The organism is Bacillus sp. AR4-2 (assembly GCF_008274865.1).
Lineage (GTDB): Bacteria > Bacillota > Bacilli > Bacillales > Bacillaceae_G > Bacillus_A > Bacillus_A cereus.
This window is the reverse complement of sequence record NZ_CP031063.1, coordinates 28086-53546: the sequence shown is the minus strand read 5'-3', so window position 1 is coordinate 53546 and position 25461 is coordinate 28086. Positions and strand designations below refer to the sequence as shown.

Genomic DNA, 25461 nt, shown 5'->3' with positions numbered 1-25461 from the left:
ATAGAAATAAATGTTAGATTTTATTGACTAATATAAATTAATTTAGTAAAATTATTTTAGAAATCAAGAGACAACATATAGAGTATAGGCTTGCTTAGTTATCTGTTTAACAACAGGCAGGTGATACCATGATAAAGTTTAATCTCAAAAAAAGTGAAAATGATTTAGAAATCGATTTTTCATGTAACTTCGAAAAAATCATTTCTCTAATTATTGGAACATCTACACTAGTAGAAACATTCTTTAACTCACTATAAACGAAAAACTGCAACTACTGTTGCAGTTTTTTTGTTTATTTCTCACCCCTTATTTCTTACTTGCAAATTCAAATGTGATTTTTCCGCTAGAATCCAGCTTCAAATACGCATCAAATTCTTTTCCTGATTTCCCTTTCATTCCTTTAATCAATCCCGTTTTCTTACCCGTTAATAGTTTCTTAACGTTTGCTTCGCTTATTTTCTTTGTTAAAAATTCACTTGGAAGAGAGAACTTGCACCCTTCCTTATAACCTGTACAGCCATAAAAAGTCTTACGATTTGCTATCTCTTTGCCACATTTCGGGCATTTCCCTACGGAATCCTTTGTCTTCATTTCTTGTACTTTGCTATCTATCTGAAGCTCACCAATTGACTTCGTAGCGTTTACAATCAGCTGCTTCGTGAATTCTCCTGTCTTCGCAACAAACACCTCTTTAGAGCCTTGTTTCTTCCCGATTTTACGCAAATACCCTTCCCATTGCGCTGTCATTTCAGGCTTCGCTAATAACGTTCCGCCCACGGCTTCGCAAAGAATTTCACCTTTCGGTGTAACAGTGACCTTATTCTTTTTCACTTCTATATATTCTTGTTTTTTGAGCGTTTCAATAATGCCAGCTCGTGTTGCTTCCGTACCAAGTCCTTCTACTTCTTTTAGGATGCTTTTACTTTCTTCATCTTCTACTGAAGCGCCGCATGTTTTCATTAAAGTAATGAGTTGTCCCTCTGTATAAGGCTTTGGTGGTGTTGTAATGCCTTCTTTTGTTTGTATCTTCCCTTGTACAAGTTCGCCTTTTTGTACTACAGGAAGGAGGGATTCCCTGTCTTCGCTCTCTTCTTCGCTTGGTTGATCTGTTTTATAAAGTTCTTTCCATCCTAATGCTTTTTCCGCTTTTCCTTTTGTCGTAAACTCCAATCCATTCATATCTGTTGTAATAATCGTTTCTTCATATTCGTAAGGTGCATAGAACATGCCTAACACACTTTTTAACACTTCCATATACAAGTTGCGCTGCTTGTCCGTTAATTGATCCACCTTTTGTTTCGAAGGAACATTTTTAGTCGCTATAACGGCATAGTGCTCCTGTACTTTTTGATTATCAACGTAGCGTTTATTTGGTTCTAGCGTTGGAGCTTGAAAAGATACTCCTACAAGAGATTGATATCCCTCTAGGTTTTGGACTAAATAAGCAAATTCGTTTTCTGTAATGTAATTACAATCTGTTCGTGGATATGTTACGAGTTTTGCTTCATATAGTTCTTGAACAATTTTCAGCGTATCAGCAGGTGAATACTTGTACTTTTTATTTGCTAAAGCCTGTAGGGAAGAAAGAGAGAACAACTTTGGCGCTTCTTGTTTCTTCGGCTTTACTTCCACGGATTTAACCGCACCTTGCTGATTCCCTCCTTCAGACAGCTGATGTTTCTTCAGTAGCAATGCCACTTCATTTTTCGTTTGGAATCGCTCTTTGTATCTTCCTTTATACGTTCCATTCATCCCTTTAAATTGCCCTTCTAGTTCAAAGAAAGGGGATGGCTTAAAGTGTTTAATGTCCTGCTGCCGTTGATTAATAAGACATAAAACAGGAGTCTGAACACGCCCTACACTGTAAACACCTTGTACGCCTTTTTGACGTAATAAAAGCGTATATAATCGGCTTGCATTCATACCAATTGCCCAGTCACTAATTTGACGAGCCTGTGCTTCAGCAAACATACTCTCAAACTCCGCACCTTCCTTCAGGTTCTGAAATCCCTTTTTAATTTCATCCACTTCTAAGCTGTTGATCCAAAGGCGTTTCATTTTTTTAGAAGAACAGCCTGCTTCTTGAATGATTAAACGTGCGATTGCTTCTCCCTCTCTATCAATATCTGTTGCGATTGTAATACAATCTGCTTCCTTCATTAATTTTTTTACAACGTTGAACTGCCTTCTTTTATCCGCTGACACTTTATATCCGTAGCGCTCCGGTAAGATTGGCAATTGTGACATATCCCATTTTTCCCACTCTGCTTTATAATCTTGTGGTGCTTTCAGTTCAACTAAATGCCCGTATCCCCATGTGATATTCGCTCCATTCGGCATTAAGGAACAAGGCGCAATGGAAAAGTATCCATCCTTCTTCTCCACTTTCGGGAATGCTTCTGTATATGCTTTTGCTTGTGATGGTTTCTCTGCAATAATTAATGTAGTCATATGTATTACTTCCTCTCATTTATATTTTTTTGTAAAAAACAAAAAGAGCAACATATCGCTATGTCGCTCTTTTTATTTCTACTATTTAATTATCTTTCTTGTTGTCGCATCTTTAATATAGCTTGTCTTTTCCGATGCATTTCTTGCTCAACAAAACTGTCATGACTTTTTTCCATTTCTTTAAAGTCAATACAGAGATTTTTGAAAAATGGTAGCTTTTTATCAACTACCTTTGTATAAACTGAATGTGCTTTTTTGTGTACATTATCCACATTCTTTTTTATAAATTGTCTTTCCTTTTCTAAAAGCCGACCATACTGTGGTTCTTTAATCAATATTTCTTTAATATCTAGTTCACTCAATTGACTTTTCGGGACTGGTATCATGTTATTAAACTTTAAATTTGCCAATATAACATCCCCATCTTTAATTGCTGTATTTACACGGCTGTTTAAATTTCTCCCTCTATCCTCTTTTGCTGAACTCATTGGAACAAAGTAATTATATTCATTCATATTTAATACAACGCCTACATATGGTCTAGGATGTTTTTCTGGTTTATTAAACATAACTTTATTATTCGGTTCATTTTTTTGCAAATGGTTAATGTATTTATCTTTCACTATATATATCTTCATAAATATTCCCCTTAACTTACAAAGTAAAAAAGAACCTATTACAAATAGGTTCTTTTTTACTTATCGTCCCAACTTACGGCATGGGTTCTCCAAATTTATCGGTTCCAACTTACGGCATGGACTCTCCAAATTTATCGGTCCCAACTTACGGTATGGGCTCTCCAAATTTCAGCCTTAGCTAAAAATATATAAACTTACTTTTACACTCACTACGGTAGAGATAACACCAATTTTTTAGCGCCTACTAAAGTAAGGCTACCCTTATTATATACATTTATTATATGCATATCCCTCAAAGAAATCAACCGTTTTGATTTTTTAAATCAAAACTCATCTTTCTCTGCCCATCTGCTGCATATAAGCTAATCTTCTGTATTGATCTCGATCACTTGGATTATTATCTATAGCGTTCTCTTGTTGAAATCCAGTTTTCTCTGTCTCTTTTCCTTGCTCATGTTGTTTAGCTACACGTTTACACTCATCATTCCAATCCCATTTTTGTTCTTCTGACGGTGCTTGCGGATACTCGGGCTTAAATGCAACTATGCTTCCATCATTCTTTTCATATCGAAAATGTATCAATCGTTCCGCAAACACTTTACCTGCTTTGTCATTGTCTACACATAAAGAAAGACTGTCAGGAACATCACCAATTCGCTCTTGACTCTTCATATAATAATTAAATACAACCTGCGGTTTCAGTCCTTCCATACTAACCAAATGCGTATCTTTAAGATCATGTTTATGTAGCGATGCATAACTCAACAAATCAATTGATGATTCGAAGAACTTAAGATTTCGTGGTTCACCATTTAATACATTAAAACCATAGTTAGCCGTAGAGTTTTTTTGTATACTTTTCCACGCCCCACGTTTGTATTTATCCGATTTTACAACTCCTTGCTCTGATCCACCCATTACCGCTCCCGTTTCACGGTCTTTCCAAAGGAACAATACATTGTTGTACTTATCTTGTTTAATCAGTCCTTTTTTATGCAATGCATCTACAACTTGCGGATCAATCTTTCTTTCCTCAGTCAGATATTCCCTTGCTCTATCGAATTGAGGTACTTCTTTTTTTGCAAAATGGTCACAATCATAAGGTTCACTCACAAATGTAACCTCTGAAGCTTTTTCATAGTCCTGTTCTCCGTCCAGTAATCGCTGCAACGCCCCAGGGAACGAAGCATCTTCTACCTCCTGTACAAACTTAATTATATTCCCGTTAACCCCTCTACTGTTCCAGTAGAATTGATTTTTCTTCCTATCAATGATTAAGCTATCGTGTTCCGCCAAACGGTAATAACGTTCACTGTCAGACTTTACGGGGATATCGTTTTGCATACAATAATCCACAATATCAAGAGATGTTGCCTTTTCAATTTCTTCTTCCGTATATCTTTTGGTATTCTTCTTTTGTTGTTCCATGAAAATTCCTCCATAAAAAAAGACCATGCATTTTTCACATGGTCTTTTTCGATTTATTTATATTTGTATTTGTTCTGCCTTAACTAAATAAAGCTTTAAAGGATTCTAAAATACCGGAAGATCCAAGTTGAATACTTGCCATTCCATACGAATACAGTTCATAAATGACTACGATCGTACTAATCATTAGAATCATTTTTTCCGCTATACCGTTATAGCTGTAGTAAAAAATATGGAATCCGCTTTGAAAATTTCTATTGGATAATGGCAGCAGCCACTTAATCCCTTTTTTAGAGAAACTGTCTTCTACTAGATGTAGAAAGTATCCTGCAAGGATGCACATCCCATTCGTAAAGGACAATGGTGTCATTCCGACTGCAAATAAAATAGGAATCAGCACAAGCACTAAACCAAATAGTGAATGAGTGATTCCTCTATGACCAAATACCGTATTCATTAAATCTGATACTCCACGGGTTCTTCTACCAATCCATGAATGTTGTTCATCTATGTCAGGCAACAAAGCCCCAAAACTAACCGCTATCACATTCCCAACCGTAAGGTTGCCCGTTGATGCCAAGACAGGCAGGGCGACCGCTAGACTTGTTGTAAGATGCGTTTTATACTTCATTGGTTATCCCACTTTCTTATATTAATAATCACGACCAAGCATGTGTCTCATCATATAATGTTTTCTTGCCTGTTCTCTTGTTTGCAATATTTGCTGTTGTTCTTCCTCATGGACTGTATCCTTCCCAACATATCGCTTTGCAACTTCAGGGGTAGTTTTTGATTCTTGTACCACTATAGCGCCATGCCCTTTCATCACCGAACTAACTGTTTTAGCGGATTCCATTTGAAAGACTTCTTCAGCTTCAATTTTATGGTCATTTACAATCTCTTCTACTGGATTGAAACGAATCTCTCCATCTTCAATCTTCTTTTCCTCAATATATCGAATAGGAGCAATTCGCTTTTCTTCAACATCTTCGTAACCAATTGTTGTATAATAAGCATCCTTGCCCTCTAACTCTTCAGGACTCACCTCTTCTTCCACCACATAGCCATATCCTTCAAAGTGATAAGCAGCTTCATCCTGCTGCAATGGCTTCCCTGTCGATTCGCAATAAATAACCATATCTTCATTTACTGGATAAAGCCCTTGATACTCCACATCACCATTCATAACTTCGTTGTGTGATTTAGCAATTGATTGGTTGATATGATTAACAGCTTCAAATACAGAGTGGTTAAAATCGAACTCAATATCACTGTCTGATACATATTCAGATAGACACTCCACTTTCATATTTTGTTGTCTATCTGTTGAAACTTTTGCAATTGGCGTATCATAAAATTCTCCTTGAATAAGTTCAGCTTCATAATACGGTTCAAGGTAATCTGCAATTTGATTGAATCTATCCATTTCTTTTTCCGTTCCCCATCTATTTACAACAGATAATAATTCCCCTAAACTCAAACGCATATCAGGTTGAATTTCTTCGATTACTCGATTGTCTTCAGACAGTTGAATTCCGTAATTCTCCCAGTGTTTATCTAAATCAATACCTAATTTCTCTTCAATTTCTAGAGCTGTTTTTTGTTGAATGGCTGTTACTACTTCATGGTTATCTATCATTTTTTCTCTCTCCTTATTAGTTGAAATTTAAAATAAAAAAGAACACCTATTAAGGCGTCCTTTTATCTCTCCATTTGTTGCATGTATGCAATACGTGCCATTTTTCTTGCTTCTTGCTGTTTTATAGTGGCTGCATCTACATCTTTTTCCGTTTTATTAGATAAAAAATGGTCAACCTTATTCTGTTGTTCCTCAGAATGAGATTGACCTTTTATGTCTCCTTTATCTTGTTCCCTATTCTTTTCTCTTTCTCTTTGCAATTCAGAAATCTTCTTATCAATTGTATTTATAAAGCCACTTGCGGTTTCATGAACACGCATGATTGATTTATCTTTCTCTTCTATATCCTGTCCGTTTTTTGTCCATTGAGCGATATATGGAACAGCTGCTTCGCTCGTATCCATACCATAATGCTTACACACAATATAAGATGTTAGCTCCGCTTCAAACTCTTCTGTAGGAGCATGATTTAACTGACCTGTCTTGTTACCATGTAACTTCGCATGAGCTAATTCATGGATTGCAACTGACAACTCTTTCGTCTCAGTGTTCCTTGTATTCATTACAATTTGAGCAAAAGATGAATCTGCTACTTCAACATATGCGCCATGTATAGTTCCTAATTCTTTAATCAATGCACCTTGTCCCATATCTTTAATTTTAATATTTTCTTTTTCAGCTAATGCCTGAATACCTAACTTTAACAGCTCTTTGTTTTCCTCTGTCGCTTCAAAATCAAACTGACGATTCGGGAATATTTTAGGCAAATCCTCAGGTGTAGCATTTGTTTGCGAAATATCAAACGCTGTAGCTTTCAAGTAATAACTTGTTTGCTTTTCTACTTTTAATTCTCCACTTTTCACCTGTTTCTTTTGTTCCTCTGTTAAATTTTTTAGCGGAATTGCTAATTTTGTCTTTGGATCTCTCACATATTCCTTTATATAGGGATGAAAAACCTTCATTGCTTTTTCACCCTTATTCACATGGAATCCAGCATCTTTAAACGCTTTAAAATTCGCACATGCATACGCACTTTCAAATTGTGACCTAATCAACTGCATGTTTTTAGGAGAATAATTACTAAACTTCGCCATGAATTCAGCCAACTCGATCATATCTTCAGTGGATTGATAGTACTTCGTAATATCGGTAAGAACCTTGTCCATGATTTCTTGTGTTTCTTCTTTAATTTGCTCTTTTGTCTTAGGTGTATATTTCTTTTTAGTGTAAGTCATTCGCAAATTATCCCTCGCTCTTCATCATATTTCACAAATGGTAAACTATCATGTTCCGCTGCTCCATCCATAAAATCGGCATAGGCTGCCGCTTCTTCTTCAGAAACTTTTACAATAACTTGTTTATTAAATAAATACTTACTTAGATGAACCTCATTCTTTACTTGGTCTACATGTTCAACCATATAAAAATTATTTTGAGACATATTACACACTACCTTTCCATTATCACAGAGCTAATTTGAAGTATATTTTTTCGTAAATTTGTTTTCCTTTGCCCCAAGTTATATTCCAATCGTCTAAAGAGCCTGAATACACTTCCTTAAATTTTAGAATTGGATTATCCATCGAACCTTCTATCACAATTCCAAATCCTTTATCATATGTAGAATCACCCTCATGTTTTTTCCACATTTCAAATTCTGTAATTCTATATTTTTTAGCAAAATCAATAACCGCTTCCAATATCCAGTTTTCATTTTCTGCTTCAGTTATATTCTTCTCAAAATTCACCTCAAAGCACTCACCATAATCATCATTTCTAATTAAAAAATGGTTTTCTCCTTTCTTTATATTCTCTTCTATAATGGTTCTATTTTCTTCGTTACGGCTAAATCTTGTACTTGATACGATGGAATAATACACTTTTTTCTCCACTTTAAATCCTCCTATAAAATAAGTTCTATTGGTTTTCTTTAGATTAATAATCCATTTCTTGTTGTCTTGCAATTCGTTCTTGTACTCGTTCATACTCTTGTTCTGCTCGCCATTTCGTTAAATCATCGTTCAACGCTGCTTCAATATTTCGTACATCCTTTTTTCGAATTAATGGCGGTTTGTATGGAGAATATGTAGTGTATCCTCTTCTTTTTTTCGACCGCCCCCTTTCATATTTCTTTTTAATCTGTTCATTTTTTTGCTGAAACTGATACAACGGATTATCCTCATATGGTTTCTTCTTCTTCAGTTCTTTTAGTAAGGAATTACCCATACGCTTCTGTATATCTTTCATTTGATTCTTTGCGTAATCCTTTTCTTCCCGTTCCGATTCTCCATATAAACCCTTCTGAAAACTAGATTCTTTTTCTACAGCTTCCTGATACTCCTTAAAAATCGGATTGTCTTTCATTAACAATCCTGTCAGTTCATCAATGTTATTTCTTGTTTCATTCGGCATTCTTCTGCTGCCATATGTCCAATCTTTTTTGTTACTAGGCAACCCGTTGTATATCTCTTGTAATAAAGTAACTTCCCTATTTGGTTGCTTATCTTTTGATTGTAAATACTCCTTTTTGACTTCTTGTACTAAGTCATTTCTTAGATTCGAGATTCGACTCAACTCACTTGTACGATCTACGAGGGAATTCGCAAAAGTGGTTTTCATATGATCTAATGTACTTTGTTTTCGTTTCCCTTTTGGCTCATAAAAAACTTCTCCATCCACTTTCACTTCAACCAATTTTCTTCTATTTTCTTTTTCTACTGTTCCAAAATGAATGTGAATATGTTCTGTATTCCGATGAATAGATGCAAACCAAAAGCCATTATTCTCTTCAATTTGTTCATCTTTGAATAGTTGTTCCATCATCTTATGACTTGCATTTCGTATCCGATTTTCATCTAATACGTCCGTTACAGGATCATATAGTTTCTGTTCAATTAAAAATTCTGCATCAAATGAAATAACATCTTGATAATAAACCGAACCTTTATTTTGTGCTTTTCCCACCAACTCTTTTATTTCATTTAAATCAGCGGAGGTAATGACATTTTTGTTTTTTGAGAAGACACCCGACAAAATTTCTTCTGCTTCTATCTTCTCCTGCATTTGTTCAGGGGACAAATCTTCTATATGTTTAGTAAGCAATGACACCTCTTCTTCTTCTGTTTTGGTCATTTTCTTTTTGCTTTCTAGCGCATATTTTCTCCCCATATAGCTAACATACTTTTCAAAGTCAGTCGTGGTATTAAAGCTGTTCGGAGAAGTTAAAAGTACTTTTGCTTCAGCTTCTTTTTCAGATACACTCACTTTCTTTTGATTAGAATGAGGACTTCCCCTCTCCATATCAAAAGAGTCAATTGCGTTTTGCAATCGACTCAGTTCGGTTAATTCTGTATTTGTTAAGGTATGTCCCTCTTTTAAAAGTGCCTTTTGTCTCATGCAATAATCTACATACGTTGTAAAACTCTTTTTGTTTGGGATGGTATATTGAGATGTTAGTATGATACTTGGTGATTTCCCCATACCTTATTCTCCTTCCAGTTATTCTAATTCTTTTCGCCTATGTTCGGGAATTTGTTCCCACTCTATTTCTTGATAGATTTCACGTCCTATTTTAGAAATGACCTTACATGGTTTCCCTTCCTTCATAACAATTTTCACATCATCCGTAATCATCGGTAATGTTTTTCTCACAAATAATGGTGTTTCAACCTGACTCTGTATGCGCTGATGCTCTTGCACGTTTTCTACTATTGGTTCGCTTTTAACAGTTCGAGGGAACTTCCCTTCTGATTTCTTTGTAACAGAAGAAGCAATTTTATTTTTAACTTCCTGCTCCAATTCTTCTAAATTTAAATCGCTTCCTGATCGTGCGATAAGTTCCATGTTTAACTTAATCAATATATCCATTTGTTGTTTCATTGTATTAACGGATTGTTTTAAATCTTTCACTTCTTTTTTCAAAAGTGATACATCATCCTGACCTTTTCCTTCTCTCATTTTTTCATCTAATAGTACAATGGCATGTCGCAACACGTCTGCTTCTCTCAGATACTCAGGATACTGTCTTTGAAAATCTTGTACGATATCAACATGTATTTGATTCCCTCTAAATTGAAATAACTTTACATAAGTCATTTATAACACCTCTACTCTTCTTTTAACTTTATCATTGCAGCTACAAGCTCATGTGTAGCATCTATATACTCTTGTAACTTGTTCTCTTGTCTTTCTAATGAAACGGTAACATTGCCAACTGCTTCATCAAATTTATCTTGTTTAAACTGAAGCAAAGAATGTTCTACATCATTTTGAATGAGACTTCTCAAGTATTCTGCACGAGTATACTTTCTCTTCAATTTCACACTTAGTAATTCACATCTCTTATCAATATTTTTTATATATTTAGGATCAATACCTCTTAACAAGATGTCCATGTTATTACTTCCTTTCTGCTAAATGCTTAACTAGAATAGTCGCATTTCCTCCTTTCTAGTTAAGAACTAAAGACAGTGATTAAAAGAGCATAAGGAAACCTGATATCACTTTGTAAACAAAGTGCTTAGATAGGCTGTGCCTATCAGGTTTCTATACATTTTTCATTGATATCTTCTTAAAGCTATTTGTATGTGTTTTGTATGCGTTTTTTAGCACTTCGTATGCGTTTTGTATGTGCCTGTATGCGCTTTGTATGCGTCTAAAATGCACCTTTTTATATCGTTTTTTTCTTTTCACTCAACAATTGAATCTTCTTTTCTTTCATTTTGATGTCTTCTTTTAACACATCAATTTCCTTTTGATGATTGTTACTAGTAGACTCATTTGAATTGATTGTGTTTTTTGTTTTCACTTTTTCGCCCTCTGTTTGGTACTCCATTTCTTTTGTTAGTTGTTCATTTTTGATTTTTAATTGCTTCATAGCTGAAGTTTTATCATCCATTTTCTTCTCTATTTCTTTTATTTCTTTTCTCAATGCCTGTTGCGAAAATGCAAGATACTCTCTTTCATAGAAATCTTTCGATTCCTTTTTCAACTCTTTGTTAATCAGTTTTTCATTCTCTAAAACGTACATTTTTATACTACGTTCCTTTAGATCATCGACATCGTTTTGTAACTCAGGGTGAATATATTCGGGCTTTACAACTGAAGATATAACACCGAATTCTTCAGGAACATTTTCACTAATCACCACAATGTAGTTATCACTTGCTCGAAAAACTTTCGTTTTCAAATCGTTATCTTTTTGTTTAATGTACTTATTCTCTACTTTGTATTTCATGTTACTTAGAATTTGCGAGTCGTTATCTGCCCTTAATTCATAATCAATTCGTAGCGTTTGATTGTCGGGATTGTATTCTTTTTTCGCCACTGAAATCTTCACCGTGGAGGACAAACTTTGATACTCACCTATCTTCATTTCTTCAAATTTGTATGTTGCTCCACTAAAAACAGGAGAAATACAAAGTACAAAAAACATTGTGACGAAACTTCCTAAGGTAAATAAATATGCTTTTCTTTTCGTATTTGCTGGTCTTCTTCCTTCCCTATTCATCCCAAATCTAATATTCATTTTGTTTTTGCTCCTTTTATATTTACTACACTCACTTGTGCGTGAATGTTTTCCAATTTACAGTTTGTATACTTTTCTTTTCCATTAACACTAGGCTGATATTCCCGTACAATGAGCCATTCCACTTTTTCTCCAAAATTATAATCAAACCAAGTAATCGGAATTTCGATGAACTTATCTTTTCGAACCCCCTTCTTTTTCCTAAGACTTAAAATTAAATACTTCCCTTCTTTTGCATAATCATGATTGGGTTTTAGTTCACTCAAAAGCATGACGTAACTCCTTTCTTTTTTGTTTTTCATCAAATAAAAAGCACCCCCTAAGGAATGCTTTTTATAATTTCATTCTTCATTTGAAGACAAACTGTTTCCGCAGTAATCTCCAATTAGACCAAGACATATATAATTTTTATATACTTTCAACCTATATAATGCCCTTTCCTAATAAGATGTTCCAAATAAATGCATTATTACGGTAAGTAACATTTCCATTCATCGTTTCACTGGATACGGACTATAATCTACTACTTTCATTTCTTCTCCTTGCTTTTCTAATGTTATCTTTACAACACTGTTAATCGTTGTTTGTTTATTTTCTAACCCCTCAATTGTGTACTCTACATCAAGTAAAGCCGTACATTTCTTAGAAACATCACCTTCTGAATTAATGTATATCGCCGCCTTATTTACATGTGATTTAAAGTTTGGATCGCCTAAGTCGTCTGTATTAGGTGCTACTATATCCACTACCTTTTTGTCTGTTATTTTTAACAAGTTGTTTCGTCTTTCACCTTTATTTTGTACCGAGTAATCTAAGTAAGCATGTACAAATTGATTGGCAACTTCTCTATATTTGTTCTGTAAATCTAATGTTGAATTACCTTCTTTTTTATTTTCGCCCGCTGCACTCTCAGCTATCTTTTTTTCTTTCTGCTCCAGCTTCACTTGTAAATCTCCAATTTGTTTTTCTTTTTCTGCTACAGCCACACGATATTTTTTATCTTTCTTATCGAACTCTTTCGTTGTGTTATATGCCCATATCCCATTAAACGCCAGCGATAAAATCAACGCTCTACTTAAAATCTTTGATACATTATTCATTTATTTTCCACTCCATCTCTTTTTTATCTTGGAACTCTTCTAATCCCTGCATAGTGTTGTTGCCAGTATGATGAGGTGAATTGATGGTATCCAACACCGCTACCATTAGAGTCATACATTGTATTTGCATCAATATAGATACCCACATGACTGACATGATTCGGACCGCCATATGTCCCTCTAAAGAAAACTAAATCGCCCGGTTGTGCATCCTTCGGATCAACTTCTACAGTAAAGTCGTATTGCGTTGCTGCCGATATTGGGATTGTAATACCTGCCGTTTTATACGCCCAATACGTTAAACCGCTGCAATCAAATCCTTGCGAAGCACTCTTTCCACCCCACACATAAGGATTTCCGTTGTACTTCAGCACTTCATTCATCATGACTTTAAATGTTTCTGAACCGCCCGGAATTTGCCCTGAAGTTCCACCTGCTCCATCAAAACTTAAATACTGCTTCACCATTTCTGCATAAAAAAAGTTACCGCCATTGATATAGCGATAACCACCATTGTAAGCAACTGCTACAGGTTGACTGTATCCAATTGTTGTTCCGTTTTTATTACCACCAACTGGTGCAACAACCGTTAAAGAGTAATAATCCGCGGTTTGTATAGAATGCGTTTTATTATTTGCTGCTAACCAATGTACATAATTACGACCAAAGTTATACGTTTGTACAATGGCTAACAAATCATTAATTCCTAGCATTTTTGCATCATCAAACGCTCCCTTTAAATGCATAACACCATAATAAATAGAATCTTTCGGGTTAGAAATTGTATTCATCGCCCAACCTTGTGATTCGGAAGATTGCATAATATCAGGTAGCTTTTCAGAAATACCATTACTCTCTACCATAATGATTGCTAGCACATAGGGAACAAGTTCTGGTACACCTTGCGCTGCACATTCCTGTTCCACCATCGCTTGCCACCTCATGACTTCGGGCGGTAAATTCTTCACTGTTGCATTCCCACTTACACCACCATTCGGTGTACCTGTAGAACTTTCCCCGCCTAAAATAGCCATGCTAACAATTAAGAGAAGGGTAATGGCTGCCGCAATTATCACTCCTGTAGAACCACCTAACAAGCGAACAATCCATTTTATTCTTTTTACTTTCTTAAACTTATCTATTGCTGTTTCTTGTGTAGCTGCCATGTTACTGACCACCTTTAAAGCGTTCCAATTGTTTCTCGTCAGGATCAAACATGACATTATATGTTTCAGTAGAACTTACTTGTACAATTGCTTCCCCACGCTTTAACTCAGGTAAAATACGAAACTCAGATTCTGTTAAGCTATCACCTAAAACGCTTTTCAAAGTCTCTAAAACGGAGTTATCCATATTTAAGAATATTTTATATTGAGTTAATTCAAAGATCGCTTTCATCGTAGATACATCGACTGTACTTCCCGGCGGAGGTAACATTTCTTGTGGTGATTGTGTCGCAAAAAATATACCCGCAAAGAATTTTCGCATTTCACGTTCAAACTCTAGGACATAACGGTTAGCAAATTCATTTTGTGAATTAATAACGTTATGACACTCATCGAGGAAGACCATGAAATACTTAACGTCTTCTATTGATAAGTTTTTCTCTTCTCGTAAGTACTTCATTTGACGCCCGTTTTTTAAGGCATGGCTCCAAATCAATGTTAAGGCGGTAAACAACTGACAGTTAAAAACTGATTTATCATATTTTGAAATGCCATCAATATCAAAGAAAACAATCTGTTCATTTTCAAAGTTTTTAAGTGTTGTATGACCGTTAAACATGTCACCGTACACCGTAATCATGTCCTCTACCTGCAATTTTATTGCTTCTAAATCACGGTGACGTTGTGGCGTTGCCCCTGCTTCTAGTTTTAAATTACTAAGATATTTATAGAAATCTTCTAGAATTGGATAGTGATTAGGAGGGAATCCCGTTACTTTATACGGGCGATCACTTCCCTTTTGAGGTACAAGCCCCCACTCAATATAGAAAGCATATAGGTGTTTACGAAACTCTTGTATCACCGTATCATCAAACTCTGTATTCAAGAATCGAATCATATTTGTGACTTTTGAAATGTGTTGAATGAAAGACCCCTTTTCGTCTACTGCACCTGTATTGGTGATTTTCGTTGCGAATACTTCTAAAGGGTTAATCATTCCTGTTTCTACTTCTTCCGAGTCCTGAACCCCGCTTAAATCAATGATTTTACCGCCTTGCTGCTGTACAACTGTGTAATAATCTCTTGCTTTATCAAACCCACGAATGAAGCAATCCTTTGCAACCAGACCCTCTTCGAGCTGTTTAAGTAGGGTTGATTTACCAGCGCCCATCTTACCAAAAATAAAACCACTAAATGATGTTCGAGTACCTGTAGAGAAGAACGGGTCTAAAATAAACGCTCCACCTGTTGAAGTTTGTCCTAAGTAAATTCCTCTTGGATCTTTTAAATCTTGATGATGAAAGGGAATACCGAAACCAATATTTTTTGAAGGTAATGGATATCCACTTTTCACTCCCAAGTATTCTATTTGGTCGTCATAGCTTGCAAACAATGTTTGCCACTCTTCTTTTTGTTTAAAAACGTATACTTGCGCTTTATAGTTCTGCCCCGCAATTTCTTTCTTAATATCTCCGATTCGCTTCTCTAATTGTTCTAATACTGGATCATAAATATAGATTCTTAGCTTCACGAGTTTTACAATTTCGCCTTGCTGCGTAATAGAACGAGCGAAGTCAGTTAAATTTTGCAATTCCCAATGAGCATCATCACGATCTGTAGAACGACGTTCTGATGTCATACGGTCTTTTAATTCCGTGATAGAACGGTTAATATCTTTTACTACTTCTTCTTTATTTGCAGTCGCTACATCTACACTTGAAATCGTATCTTTATTGTTCATAAGTGCCGTTAGCCATAGCGGAGGAATGTCTTCAGCTAAAGCGTACACATGTAAACATGCGACATAGCAGTCACCTTGCGCTATGTACTTCTCATTAAATTTAATGCCACCTTGCGGCTGCACCCTCGAAATAAAATCTAAATCATATCCTTCAGTACGATATTTTTGTTGTTCTTTTTTTCCTAACTTCACCATTGTTTGTTTCCTCCTTTTACATTTCTGAATTCATGTTTTGCAACTTAAAGATCAGCTTCTCAACTTCTTTTGCTTTCATATTCTGCAAGTTAAATTGACGTCCACCATAGCGCTTCATATCCTTCACGTTTTTTATTAACTCTGTTTCGTTTTTTCCATACACGACAATAAAGAACGCCAATTCCTTTAAATTCTTTTCTACCCAAAGCACCCGATTTAAATTTTCAATCGCTAAACTATAGCGCTGATACCATAAGTGTTCTTCCTTCTTTTCAGACACTTCTTGACTCATTCTCCCTTGAAATCGTAGCGCCATGCGCTTCCAGTACACCTGTTGGATTGTTGTTTCTGTAGAGTACGTAAGAGACAAAATCTTGAACGGCTCATGATATACACGACATAAACTCGTTAACTGATTCATAAATCGCTTTAAGTCCTCTTGGTTCATAGAAAGTAAGTCTGTAGTTTTCACTTTTAAATACACCTGCAAATTATTTCTATGATCGACTAAGATTCCTGTTTTTTGTTCCAGTCGTTTATACGGAGCAATATCAACAATTGATGCATCCGTATTTTTAAAAGAAGCAAAGATCGTTGAAATAAAACTTTGTTTTCCATTACTTTTCTCTGACTCAATTTGTCTCTTTCGGTTTACCTTTTTAGCTTCAGCTGTCGCAACTTTCATCTTCATCTTTCCTTTCGTGAGATATAAAAAAAGAGAGCGCTATATCTGCACCCTCCTTTCATTCCTATTTCTTTTTTGTTTCGCTGCTGATGGTATTTACTTCGATTGGATGATAATTTTTATTGTCCATCTTCAACATATCCAAAATCACAAATATATTTCTGTTTGTAGGGCTGTTATGAGGTTTAATACATAGGAACAATCCAAACGCCCCAAACAGCACATAAAACATAATCCTTCCAAACCCACCAACTGGAACTACCTTCGGCATATAACTTGCTAGAACTAGCATTAAAGCTATGATTGCTCCATCTATAATATAGAAGAAGGCTAACTTAATTTCTTGTTTTGTATTTTTAGGATTACGCATCATTTCCATATTTAATCCCCCCTCACATAAATATCGTTGTATACTTTTATACTTTTATAAGTTATCTACATATCTAGTTTAGACATGTTCCTTCTTAGCTTTTTGACCCTCAACCTTATCAAAACCTCTGTCTAGATATTCAGCATTTGTTACCGTTATCCAAACAGGCTCTTTTTTCTTTCTTCTTTTTAGCAGTCTAAAAATCTGTTTAAAAAAAGTTGCAATCATGCTTAACATAATCGCAACTCCTAACATCAAGATAGCAAATATCCAGTTATTCATTTTAATATCCCTGCTGTTTCTTCTCTATTTTTCTTGCTAACTTGTTGTTCGAGTACAGATGAAGAGAAAGATAAGTTAGAAAGGCAAAAGTAACAATGTAATGATATAAGTGACCTAATTCAAAACTTATTTGAAAAACCAGTATGGCAGCGGCAACAATAAACCCCGCTACCGTCATTAAGATGCTAGCCTGTAATTCTTGTTGCTTCATTTCAAAGTAAATTCTTCTTCGATTCGCAATATCAATTACTTTCATGCTTATCCCTCCTAATCTTATCTTCTACGTAATTGATCTGTTCGATTTTGTTTACTTCCTCTTTGTCTTAATCCTGATTTTGTTCTTTCAACTACATTATCTTGTACATTTACATCCCTTTGTACTGTTGTTGAGCCTGCTCTTACAGTATGATTTACTGCTTCACTTCCTCTTACATTGTTCTGCACATTCACATCTCGTTGTACTGTTGTTGAACCTGCTCTTACGGTTTGTTCTACCGCTTCACTTCCTCTTACATTGTTTTGTACGTTTACATCTCGTTGTACTGTTGTTGAACCCGCTCTTACAGCACTTTCTACCGCTTCACTTCCCCTTACATTGTTTTGCACATTTACATCACGCTGTACTGTTGTTGAGCCTGCTCTTACAGTATGATTTACTGCTTCACTTCCTCTTACATTGTTTTGCACATTTACATCACGCTGTACTGTTGTTGAGCCTGCTCTTACGGTTTGTTCTACCGCTTCGCTTCCTCTTACATTATTTTGTACATTCACATCACGCTGTACTGTTGTTGAGCCTGCTCTTACATTACTTTCTACTGCTTCACTTCCTCTTACATTGTTTTGTACATTTACGTCTCTCTGTATCGTTGCTACACCTGCTTTTGCATCACTATTGATTGTTCCTGTTCCACCTGTATTTCTTACTGTATCTTGAACGTTCACATCACGCTGTACTGTTTGTGTCCCTGATTTCATATTTCCTTGCGATACTTCAGTACCTCCCGTATTTCTTAATTTATTTTGTAATTCGATTTCTCGCTCTGCTGTTTGTCTTTCACTTTTTACATTGCCTTGCTGCCCTTCAGTACTTCCTGCATTTCTTAGTTTGTTTTGTAATTCGATTTCTCGCTCTGCTGTTTGCCTTTCGCTTTTTACATTGCCTTGCTGCGCTTCAGTACTTCCTGTATTTCTTAGTTTGTTTTGTAATTCGATTTCTCGCTCTGCTGTTTGTCTTTCGCTTTTCACATTGCCTTGCGATGCTTCAGCACTTCCTGTATTTCTTAGTTTGCTTTGTAATTCGATTTCTCGCTCTGCTGTTTGTCTTTCGCTTTTCACATTGCCTTGCTGCCCTTCAGCACTTCCTGTATTTCTTAGTTTACTTTGTAATTCGATTTCTCGCTCTGCTGTTTGTCTTTCGCTTTTCACATTGCCTTGTTGCGGTTCATTAGAAATAGAAGCTACATTCTGACGATTAGCCATTTTAGGGCTAGCAGATGGCTCTATACCAGCATTTGCGTTATTTTGAATCCCTTTACCTATTGTATTAAGTGTTTGACGATCAGCGTTTTCTTGTGCCTTTTCTTTACCTTGCGCTTGACCACTTTTAAATTCACTTACAGTACCTTTCACACCTTCCGATACGCCCTTTGCAACGCCTGATACTTTTTCTTTTCCTTTATCAACTGCCCCACCAACAGTCTCAGCCACCTTGTTTCCTGCATCGTTCATCATGCCACCGACTCCACGATTTGCAGCGTAACTCATGGCAGCCCCCGTATTTCTAGCAAATTTCTTCGCCTGCATACCGCCGCCTTTAGCGTTATTCTTTTGTTCGCCTTGTGATTCAGCGCCCTCATGATTCGAATCCATTTCAGAGCGTTTAGGCGTGTCTTCACGTGTTTGTCCACTTCCACCACTCATTAAGTTCTTCGCACCGCTAAACATACGACCAGCGCCCTTTATAGCTCCTTTCGCTGCCATAGCTCCGCCGACCATACCCATTAAGTGATTCTTTCCTTCTTTTAAGCCAACATCAACACCAAAGTATTTTAAGATGGATTCCGAACCGTTAATTAATGCAACAGTCAAACAAACCATTGCTACGATATATAAAAATGAATTGATGTCTTTTTCTGCTAAATAATTAACGATAATCGTGTAGACTCGTAAATTTAAACCCGTGAAAGCAAATACCAAGAATCCTTTAAAAATATCTTGCATGACCATTTTTGTTTTTTCGCCTGTTTCAATATCTGTAACAAATACAATCGGGGCAATTACTTTCTTCATTGCAATTTCAAAGATTGTCATCACAAATACGAAAACAGTAAATAAATAGGCAACTCCTAGAGCTAATAATCCCCAAAATATAGTCCCAAAGTTCATTGGGTATCGAACATAGCCCCCTGGGAATTGTGATTTAAACGGATTAAACACACTATCTTTTATTTTTTCTATTACTTCCTTATCTCCATCATTTGTAATTTTATAATTTAAAAACTTTGTTTCTTCAGGAACTCCCTGTTGATTTTCTAATTTCTCTATAGTCTCAGATGTTACTACATCACCTAAATTCGCTTTAAGAAAAACATCCTTTCCCATTCCATTTTTTAGTTTATTATCTGTAGCTGAAATTGCTGGTTCATTCTCTTTTTTACCTTGTATTGAATCAAATCCTGTTTTACTTAAATAAATCAAATCAGCTGTATTCTGTTTGACTAAATCCCAAGCTAAACCCTCTTTGGTTTTGCTAGTATTTGTCGTTTCAGAGAAGAAATCAGTGGACATTTTCTGCATATCTGCCATTAACTCATTTAATCCACCTAGTAAGCCAATCATTACTATGATGTTAATACCAACGGATTTAAAACGTGGTGGCTTATGTTGAATGATTGTTCTAATCCCTAGCCATACAACGACCAAAACAAATAAGGCATAGAATAAACCCTTTATGATAGATGAAGCAAAGTCATTTAATCCCGCATCTTTTAGCACATCGAAAAAAGAAAAAGTGTCAGGAATTAGTCCTTCTAGCGCTGATACGATATAGAGTAATGTCTTTATTATCCCTCCTTGAATGGTCTGCCAAATAGTCCCTAAAAGATCGGCATATTGTATCCAATCATTTTTTAAAAACGCTATCGCCTTTTCTGAATCCACACCATCAATACCAAGAAATTTATACCAATCAAAAGCATATGCAATTGGTGTAAATGTGAAACTTACAAATAGTGTTATTACCGCTAAAAATCCTATAACCACAGCTTTCTTACTTTGAAAAAACCATTCTTTTATTTTCATAGTAGCCATTACCTTTCTACTTTTCTGCTTAATTTCAAATCAATTATTCTTCCAACATGTCCAATAATTCTTCTAAATACCCCCTTATTTCATCATCTGAAGAATGTTCTATTAAAAATTTCACTTCTTTTGTCTTAGGCAACATGGTTTTCGTTGCGTAAGTTAATAACATTTGTACAAAACGTTTCTGAACATCTTTTTCTTCACTTATTTTTCTTTTTTCTTTCACAAGACCAATGAGTAATTTAATGACTTTATCCTCATTAGTTGTGGTGTTTTCTTTTTTCACCACAGGATTAGCTTGCTGCTTCTTGATATATTCACTTTTGGCAACTGGATTGATGATGAAGTCCAAGAAATTCAAATATAAATCTGTTAAATCTAATCCTGTATGCAGCGACGGTATATCAATCTCATTTAAATCTTTGGATGTATCAAAATCCTTCCCTAAGAACTGCCAACGATACGGCATGCTTGTTTCTCTTGTATTTAAAATCGGATACGCTCTGACCTTCTTTCTTTTCAAGTCCTGTCTATGTAAGGCACGAAGCAACAATGTTTCCCCTTCAATAAATTGTGCTAATCGTTCAGGAGAAATAATGCGCTGCTGATCTGCATTCTTTGTTATCTTGTTATCTGCTTCTAGGTGACTTTCGTTTGAAGATTTACCAATGACCGTTTTATGCCCCGCTCGATGTGATATTTCTTCAATTGTGTCTTTATTGGTAGACATAATATAAATATGATTTTGGCAGTTGTCTTTAATTTCTGTCGCTTCTTTGTCATATAGTTTTTCAATCTGCGAATAAGACTGAAGCACCAAATTAAACAACATATTACGACCTGCGCAGACCGTTAATACCCCGCCCATATCATCAATAGGTGGCATATTACCAAACTCGTCTAGCAAGAAATGAACACGCCTGTAACACTTTTTCCCTTTCGTATCATTACAATTCATAGATAGCTCTGTATACAACTGCTTAACAAAAATACTTGCTAGTGCGTGATTAGATTTATCAAAATCGGGGACAATCATAAACACGGCTGTAGGCTTATCCGAATACGATAACTTTGCTTTTGGTTGTAAAGGAAAAGTATTAGCCTTCAAATTGAGCGTAACTTGACGTTGATAATCGGGTTTATGTTCACATCCCGCTTTCTTTTGATAGACAATCCTTCCTTTTTCATCTAGCAGTTTTTCAAACTGTAAGCTATACAATAATCTGTACTTCTTTTTTGGATTCTCTTCATCTTGATAACGAATTAATAACAAATCCCCATCTTCCAACGATTCATCAAAGTTTATGTTACACATACCTAGAGCTTTCACCTTAATTTGGTAGCTTCCAACCTCCGTTTTTTCTTCATTATTCTTATGAAATGATACTGTTACACGTTTATTTAAAAATCGTTCATCCAATTGGAAAAATAGATTTTTAGGAAAACCGACTTGTTTTAAATCCAAACTTGATTTTGATGTCATTTTCGCAAACATTTTATCCGCAAAAGTTTGTAATCCTTGATTGGCTGTTGCTAGGATAGACCCCTTTGCCTTTTCACCCGCAAAGCTAGTTGATCCATACTGCATTTTTGCGACATTTCCTTGCGGTAAGCTCTTAAAATATTCATCTAATACGCTTTTTTCAATAAAATCATTGGGATCTTCTTTGTAATAAAACGTTCCTAATTCATTGAGCATTTGAGATACGTTGTGCATAGTGACTTTTTCAATACAATTATTTTTCACACAATAGTCCACGATGGCGAGAATAATACCGTTAATCGCATTCTGTGCTGAAGTATTAAAGAATGCATTATCACCAGCATTCGGGTTGTTATAAAGGGAGAATGTTAACGTATTGGCTCGTTTAGCCGCTTCTTGGTCATCACCATTCACCCATGCATCAATGACTAACTGCAACGGGTTATACGACATTCCTTGTAAGGGATCTAAGATATTTAAAACTTGAACATCATACCCTCGTTTTTCTAATGTCTCTTTAGATGCACTGTACAGCTCTCCCTTTGGATCGTTTACAACCATACTTGATTGATTTTTTGCTCTACTCAAATTATCAATCATTGGTACGACAATCGTTTCCCCTTTACCTGAGCGAGAAACCCCTAATATTGCTGTATTTACGGTGTCTGTATCAACATAATATTTGTCCTTATAATGTGATACAGGGACACCACCATACCCTTCAAACGTGTCTGTCTTTTCGGGAATTTCTCTATACTGTTCTTGAATTTCTTCAATTGTAGTAAAACGGCTATCCCCCTTTTGACCATAAGCTACATTTTCGTCACTTCGATAATTAACCTTTGAATACACCAAAAAACCCATCACTGTAGAAGCTAATAAGCCAAACAAGTACATATTTGCAGGTAGAACAGGAAGAAATACATTTTTTATTGATATGCTTTTCTCCCAATCTGCACCGAACACATCGAATATAGTTGGCTTCTCAACCGTTTTCGCTAATTCATTCACAATGGATTGGTACGTCCCTGCTACAAAATTTAATCCACCTAAAGGAAAAAGCACCGCAAGTGAAGAAATTGCGAGTGCTTTTTTGTTTATCTTATTCTTTTCTTGTGGCAGGTCTTCCCCATCAATTTTGTAATTATGATGAAGGTACTTATTCCGCTTGAATTTTAATAGTGCCATGTTCGCATTTCCTCCTTACTAACTACCTATTCAGCATCAATTAATCTAGCTAAAAATGTTCTCCGTTTTTTTTTAGACACAGTTTTTTGTTGTGTTGCAGGTTCTTGTACTGGCTGTTGCTGCATCGTAGTTTGTTGTACTGGTTGTTGGTACATCACTATTGGTTGTTGTACTGGCTGTTGATACATAATCACAGGTTGTTGTTGTGGCTGTTGTTCTGGGTTAGCATGAGCTTTTAATAATTTTTCTTTTAAGTCTTCTATGATATTCAATAGCTTCTGTTCTCTATCGTTGCTTCTTACCTCTTTCGCTTCCTCTTTTCTTTGTTGTAAGTTTAGTGCTTCTATTTCAATCCTGTTCTTTTCTTCTTCTATTTTTAATTGACGTTCTTTCATTTCTTTATCATGCTCTGCTTGAATTTCTTCTTTCCATTCAGGAATTAACTGCTTCATTTTATCCTCTAGAACTGCAAATCTCACTTCTTGTTGTTCATTGGCATCATTCATAATTTGTTCTGTCATTTCTATAGAGTCAGATAGATATTCATTCTTTTTATCAATCAACTCATTTTTTCCTGCTATTTTCAATTCATACACTTTCTCTGTAGTTGCTTTTCTCTTTTCAATCTCACTTTCTTTCTGTAATTCTTCTTCACGAGCACTTACTAACGTATTTTTACGCCCTTCTAGTTCTGATTGATATGCCGTTAATTCAGCTTCTTGCTTCAGTTTAAAAGATTCTAAATCTAATCGTTGTTTTTCAGTAAAAGCAGTTAATTTTTTCTGCATTTCTTGCACTTCTTTATTCTCAAACTCATTTAATTGGGCTAATTTCGTTTGAAAACCTTGTTCGAAAATGTCTTGCAGCCTTTCTTCTGCTTCTTTTTGATAATCACGCATCATGACTTCTTTATAAACATTTTCAAGAGCCAAACGAATTTCATCTCTCAAATTATTTACTTCTTGATAATACTTGTCTTGAATCAATAAAAAGTCTTTTCCACTCAACACATTTTTTGCATATTGGATTTTTTTCTTTTCAAGCTCTGTAGTTGCTTCCTCACTCATACCAAACCGACTTAATAAGTGCTTTACAGTAAATCGTGAATCATATCTCTTTTGCTTCGCTTCAACTTCACTAATGTTCAGGTATCCTTCGTAATCAGGAAAAACTACATCTTGAGTTTGTACTTCCATTTCAGACTCTTTATTTGTTTTCTGAACATCTAAATCACTATGAAGCAACTCTTCTTCTAAACTTTGAACTGAATCAACTTCATTTGTCGGAGTTGGTAATTCTTCAGCTGTTTTTTCTAAGTCTATTCCTGTAGCTAATTGATCTTTTTCTTCCTCTTCAATTGCAAATGGATCATCATCTTCTTTTTGATCTAACGCAGCAGCATGTTCCTGTAGTCCCTGTATATCATCTTGCTCAAAATGATGTATTCTCTTACTATTCAATTCATGCATTGGCATTTCTTCAAAAGGATTTTCGCCTACACTCGCAAACTCTTTTTTCACTTCGTTATTTTGTGGCATTTCCTCTTCTTTTTTCCCAAACAATTTAGCGAACAATCCACTTTTTTTCTTTTTAGGTGCTTCTCCCTCAGGTTCTATAGCTGCTCCACCTTCTTCAGCTCTGTAACTTTCGAATATACCTTGTTTAATTTCCATTCCTAAGTCAAAATCTGTTCCTTTTTCAAGGTCTTTTGAAATAGCATTGAGTAAAGAAAATTCACTTCCTACTTGTACTGGTAATTCAAATTCGTATGCCTTTTCATTCTCAATATCTTGCAGTAACAATAACACTTGATCTGATTGTTGATGTTGTTCAATATATCTTTGAATCAACCCTTCAGCTACCTTTAATCCTAATTGCTGTCCATTCCCTGCTTTATTCTTCTTTAAAAACTTCCTAAAAGTTTTAGATTGTTCTTTTTGCAAAAACTCTACGATATACATTCCCTTAACCTCATTTCATGTATATAATTTATTTTTTCACTTTCCTTAATTGTTCTTGCATTTCCCAAATACCTGAATGCACTTTCTTAATTTCTTCCTTCATTTCTTCTGGAACTTCCTCTACGAATTCTAATACTGTGTTTGCCCAACTCATAAAACTAGAAGCATGCCCCATATATGCTAACGCTTGAAATATATAATCATTTTCTTTACCCATTTTCTTTAAGTTTTCAAGGTTCGGACGGTAATCAAACAAATCATCTGAAAATTCCATTTCTCTTTCCTCATTTCTTATCAAAAT

At 35.4% G+C, this 25461-nt stretch carries 24 protein-coding genes; all 24 read right to left on the bottom strand.

What is annotated here, in order from left to right; translation table 11 throughout:
* Positions 1–306 precede the first annotated feature (306 nt).
* Positions 307–2451 carry a type IA DNA topoisomerase gene (locus DN399_RS27375; RefSeq protein WP_149150154.1) on the bottom strand — a complete coding sequence of 715 codons (2145 nt, stop codon included), beginning with the start codon at positions 2449–2451 and terminating at the stop codon, positions 307–309.
* A gap of 89 nt (positions 2452–2540) precedes the next feature.
* Positions 2541–3089 carry a type III toxin-antitoxin system ToxN/AbiQ family toxin gene (locus DN399_RS27370; RefSeq protein WP_089172360.1) on the bottom strand — a complete coding sequence of 183 codons (549 nt, stop codon included), beginning with the start codon at positions 3087–3089 and terminating at the stop codon, positions 2541–2543.
* Positions 3090–3419: 330 nt separating this feature from the next.
* Positions 3420–4517 carry a DUF3991 and TOPRIM domain-containing protein gene (locus DN399_RS27365; protein WP_149150204.1) on the bottom strand — a complete coding sequence of 366 codons (1098 nt, stop codon included), beginning with the start codon at positions 4515–4517 and terminating at the stop codon, positions 3420–3422.
* 79 nt (positions 4518–4596) lie between these two features.
* On the bottom strand, positions 4597–5148 hold the full coding sequence (locus tag DN399_RS27360) for a metal-dependent hydrolase (RefSeq protein ID WP_149150153.1): 552 nt from the start codon (positions 5146–5148) through the stop codon (positions 4597–4599).
* A gap of 21 nt (positions 5149–5169) precedes the next feature.
* On the bottom strand, positions 5170–6156 hold the full coding sequence (locus tag DN399_RS27355) for a hypothetical protein (protein WP_149150152.1): 987 nt from the start codon (positions 6154–6156) through the stop codon (positions 5170–5172).
* 62 nt (positions 6157–6218) lie between these two features.
* Positions 6219–7391: an ArdC-like ssDNA-binding domain-containing protein gene (locus tag DN399_RS27350; RefSeq protein ID WP_149150151.1), complete on the bottom strand. Its 1173-nt coding sequence runs from the start codon at positions 7389–7391 to the stop codon at positions 6219–6221.
* The gene (locus DN399_RS27345; RefSeq protein ID WP_149150150.1) at positions 7388–7597 is read right to left on the bottom strand and encodes a DUF5511 family protein; all 210 of its coding nucleotides are present in this window, start codon (positions 7595–7597) and stop codon (positions 7388–7390) included. Before DN399_RS27345 ends, DN399_RS27350 begins: the two co-directional genes overlap by 4 nt.
* Positions 7598–7619: 22 nt before the next feature.
* Positions 7620–8048, bottom strand: coding sequence for a DUF5514 family protein (locus DN399_RS27340; RefSeq protein WP_149150149.1), 429 nt, complete (start codon positions 8046–8048; stop codon positions 7620–7622).
* Between the two features lie 43 nt (positions 8049–8091).
* Entirely contained in the window at positions 8092–9636 is a 1545-nt protein-coding gene (mobP2, locus tag DN399_RS27335) for a MobP2 family relaxase (RefSeq protein WP_149150148.1), read from the bottom strand.
* 18 nt (positions 9637–9654) lie between these two features.
* Positions 9655–10251 (bottom strand): hypothetical protein, encoded by a 597-nt coding sequence (locus tag DN399_RS27330; protein ID WP_149150147.1) that lies wholly within the window; start codon positions 10249–10251, stop codon positions 9655–9657.
* Positions 10252–10262: 11 nt separating this feature from the next.
* Complete coding sequence (locus DN399_RS27325; RefSeq protein ID WP_149150146.1) at positions 10263–10550, bottom strand: hypothetical protein; 288 nt, start codon at positions 10548–10550, stop codon at positions 10263–10265.
* 275 nt (positions 10551–10825) lie between these two features.
* Positions 10826–11683 (bottom strand): hypothetical protein, encoded by an 858-nt coding sequence (locus DN399_RS27320; protein ID WP_001026098.1) that lies wholly within the window; start codon positions 11681–11683, stop codon positions 10826–10828.
* Positions 11680–11955 carry a DUF5513 family protein gene (locus DN399_RS27315; protein WP_002042203.1) on the bottom strand — a complete coding sequence of 92 codons (276 nt, stop codon included), beginning with the start codon at positions 11953–11955 and terminating at the stop codon, positions 11680–11682. The genes DN399_RS27320 and DN399_RS27315 overlap by 4 nt, the downstream gene beginning before the upstream one ends.
* A 219-nt stretch (positions 11956–12174) precedes the next feature.
* Positions 12175–12783, bottom strand: a complete 609-nt coding sequence (locus DN399_RS27310) for a hypothetical protein (RefSeq protein WP_149150145.1) — start codon at positions 12781–12783, stop codon at positions 12175–12177.
* Between the two features lie 23 nt (positions 12784–12806).
* A complete protein-coding gene (locus DN399_RS27305) occupies positions 12807–13949 on the bottom strand; it encodes a bifunctional lytic transglycosylase/C40 family peptidase (RefSeq protein WP_149150144.1) in 1143 nt (380 codons plus the stop codon).
* A gap of 1 nt (position 13950) precedes the next feature.
* Positions 13951–15885 carry a VirB4 family type IV secretion system protein gene (locus tag DN399_RS27300; protein ID WP_000239776.1) on the bottom strand — a complete coding sequence of 645 codons (1935 nt, stop codon included), beginning with the start codon at positions 15883–15885 and terminating at the stop codon, positions 13951–13953.
* Positions 15886–15901: 16 nt separating this feature from the next.
* Positions 15902–16570 carry a TraC-like domain-containing protein gene (locus DN399_RS27295; protein WP_149150143.1) on the bottom strand — a complete coding sequence of 223 codons (669 nt, stop codon included), beginning with the start codon at positions 16568–16570 and terminating at the stop codon, positions 15902–15904.
* 64 nt (positions 16571–16634) lie between these two features.
* Positions 16635–16949 (bottom strand): DUF5592 family protein, encoded by a 315-nt coding sequence (locus DN399_RS27290; RefSeq protein ID WP_000425701.1) that lies wholly within the window; start codon positions 16947–16949, stop codon positions 16635–16637.
* A gap of 69 nt (positions 16950–17018) precedes the next feature.
* On the bottom strand, positions 17019–17222 hold the full coding sequence (locus DN399_RS27285) for a hypothetical protein (RefSeq protein ID WP_033666477.1): 204 nt from the start codon (positions 17220–17222) through the stop codon (positions 17019–17021).
* Position 17223: 1 nt separating this feature from the next.
* On the bottom strand, positions 17224–17478 hold the full coding sequence (locus tag DN399_RS27280; RefSeq protein ID WP_000862945.1) for a hypothetical protein: 255 nt from the start codon (positions 17476–17478) through the stop codon (positions 17224–17226).
* A gap of 17 nt (positions 17479–17495) precedes the next feature.
* Entirely contained in the window at positions 17496–20534 is a 3039-nt protein-coding gene (locus DN399_RS27275; RefSeq protein WP_149150142.1) for a pLS20_p028 family conjugation system transmembrane protein, read from the bottom strand.
* A 34-nt stretch (positions 20535–20568) separates the two neighbouring features.
* The gene (locus tag DN399_RS27270; protein WP_001196308.1) at positions 20569–23199 is read right to left on the bottom strand and encodes a VirD4-like conjugal transfer protein, CD1115 family; all 2631 of its coding nucleotides are present in this window, start codon (positions 23197–23199) and stop codon (positions 20569–20571) included.
* 26 nt (positions 23200–23225) lie between these two features.
* Complete coding sequence (locus DN399_RS27265) at positions 23226–25160, bottom strand: hypothetical protein (RefSeq protein WP_000276039.1); 1935 nt, start codon at positions 25158–25160, stop codon at positions 23226–23228.
* Between the two features lie 28 nt (positions 25161–25188).
* The gene (locus DN399_RS27260; RefSeq protein WP_000395806.1) at positions 25189–25434 is read right to left on the bottom strand and encodes a hypothetical protein; all 246 of its coding nucleotides are present in this window, start codon (positions 25432–25434) and stop codon (positions 25189–25191) included.
* Positions 25435–25461: the final 27 nt, after the last annotated feature.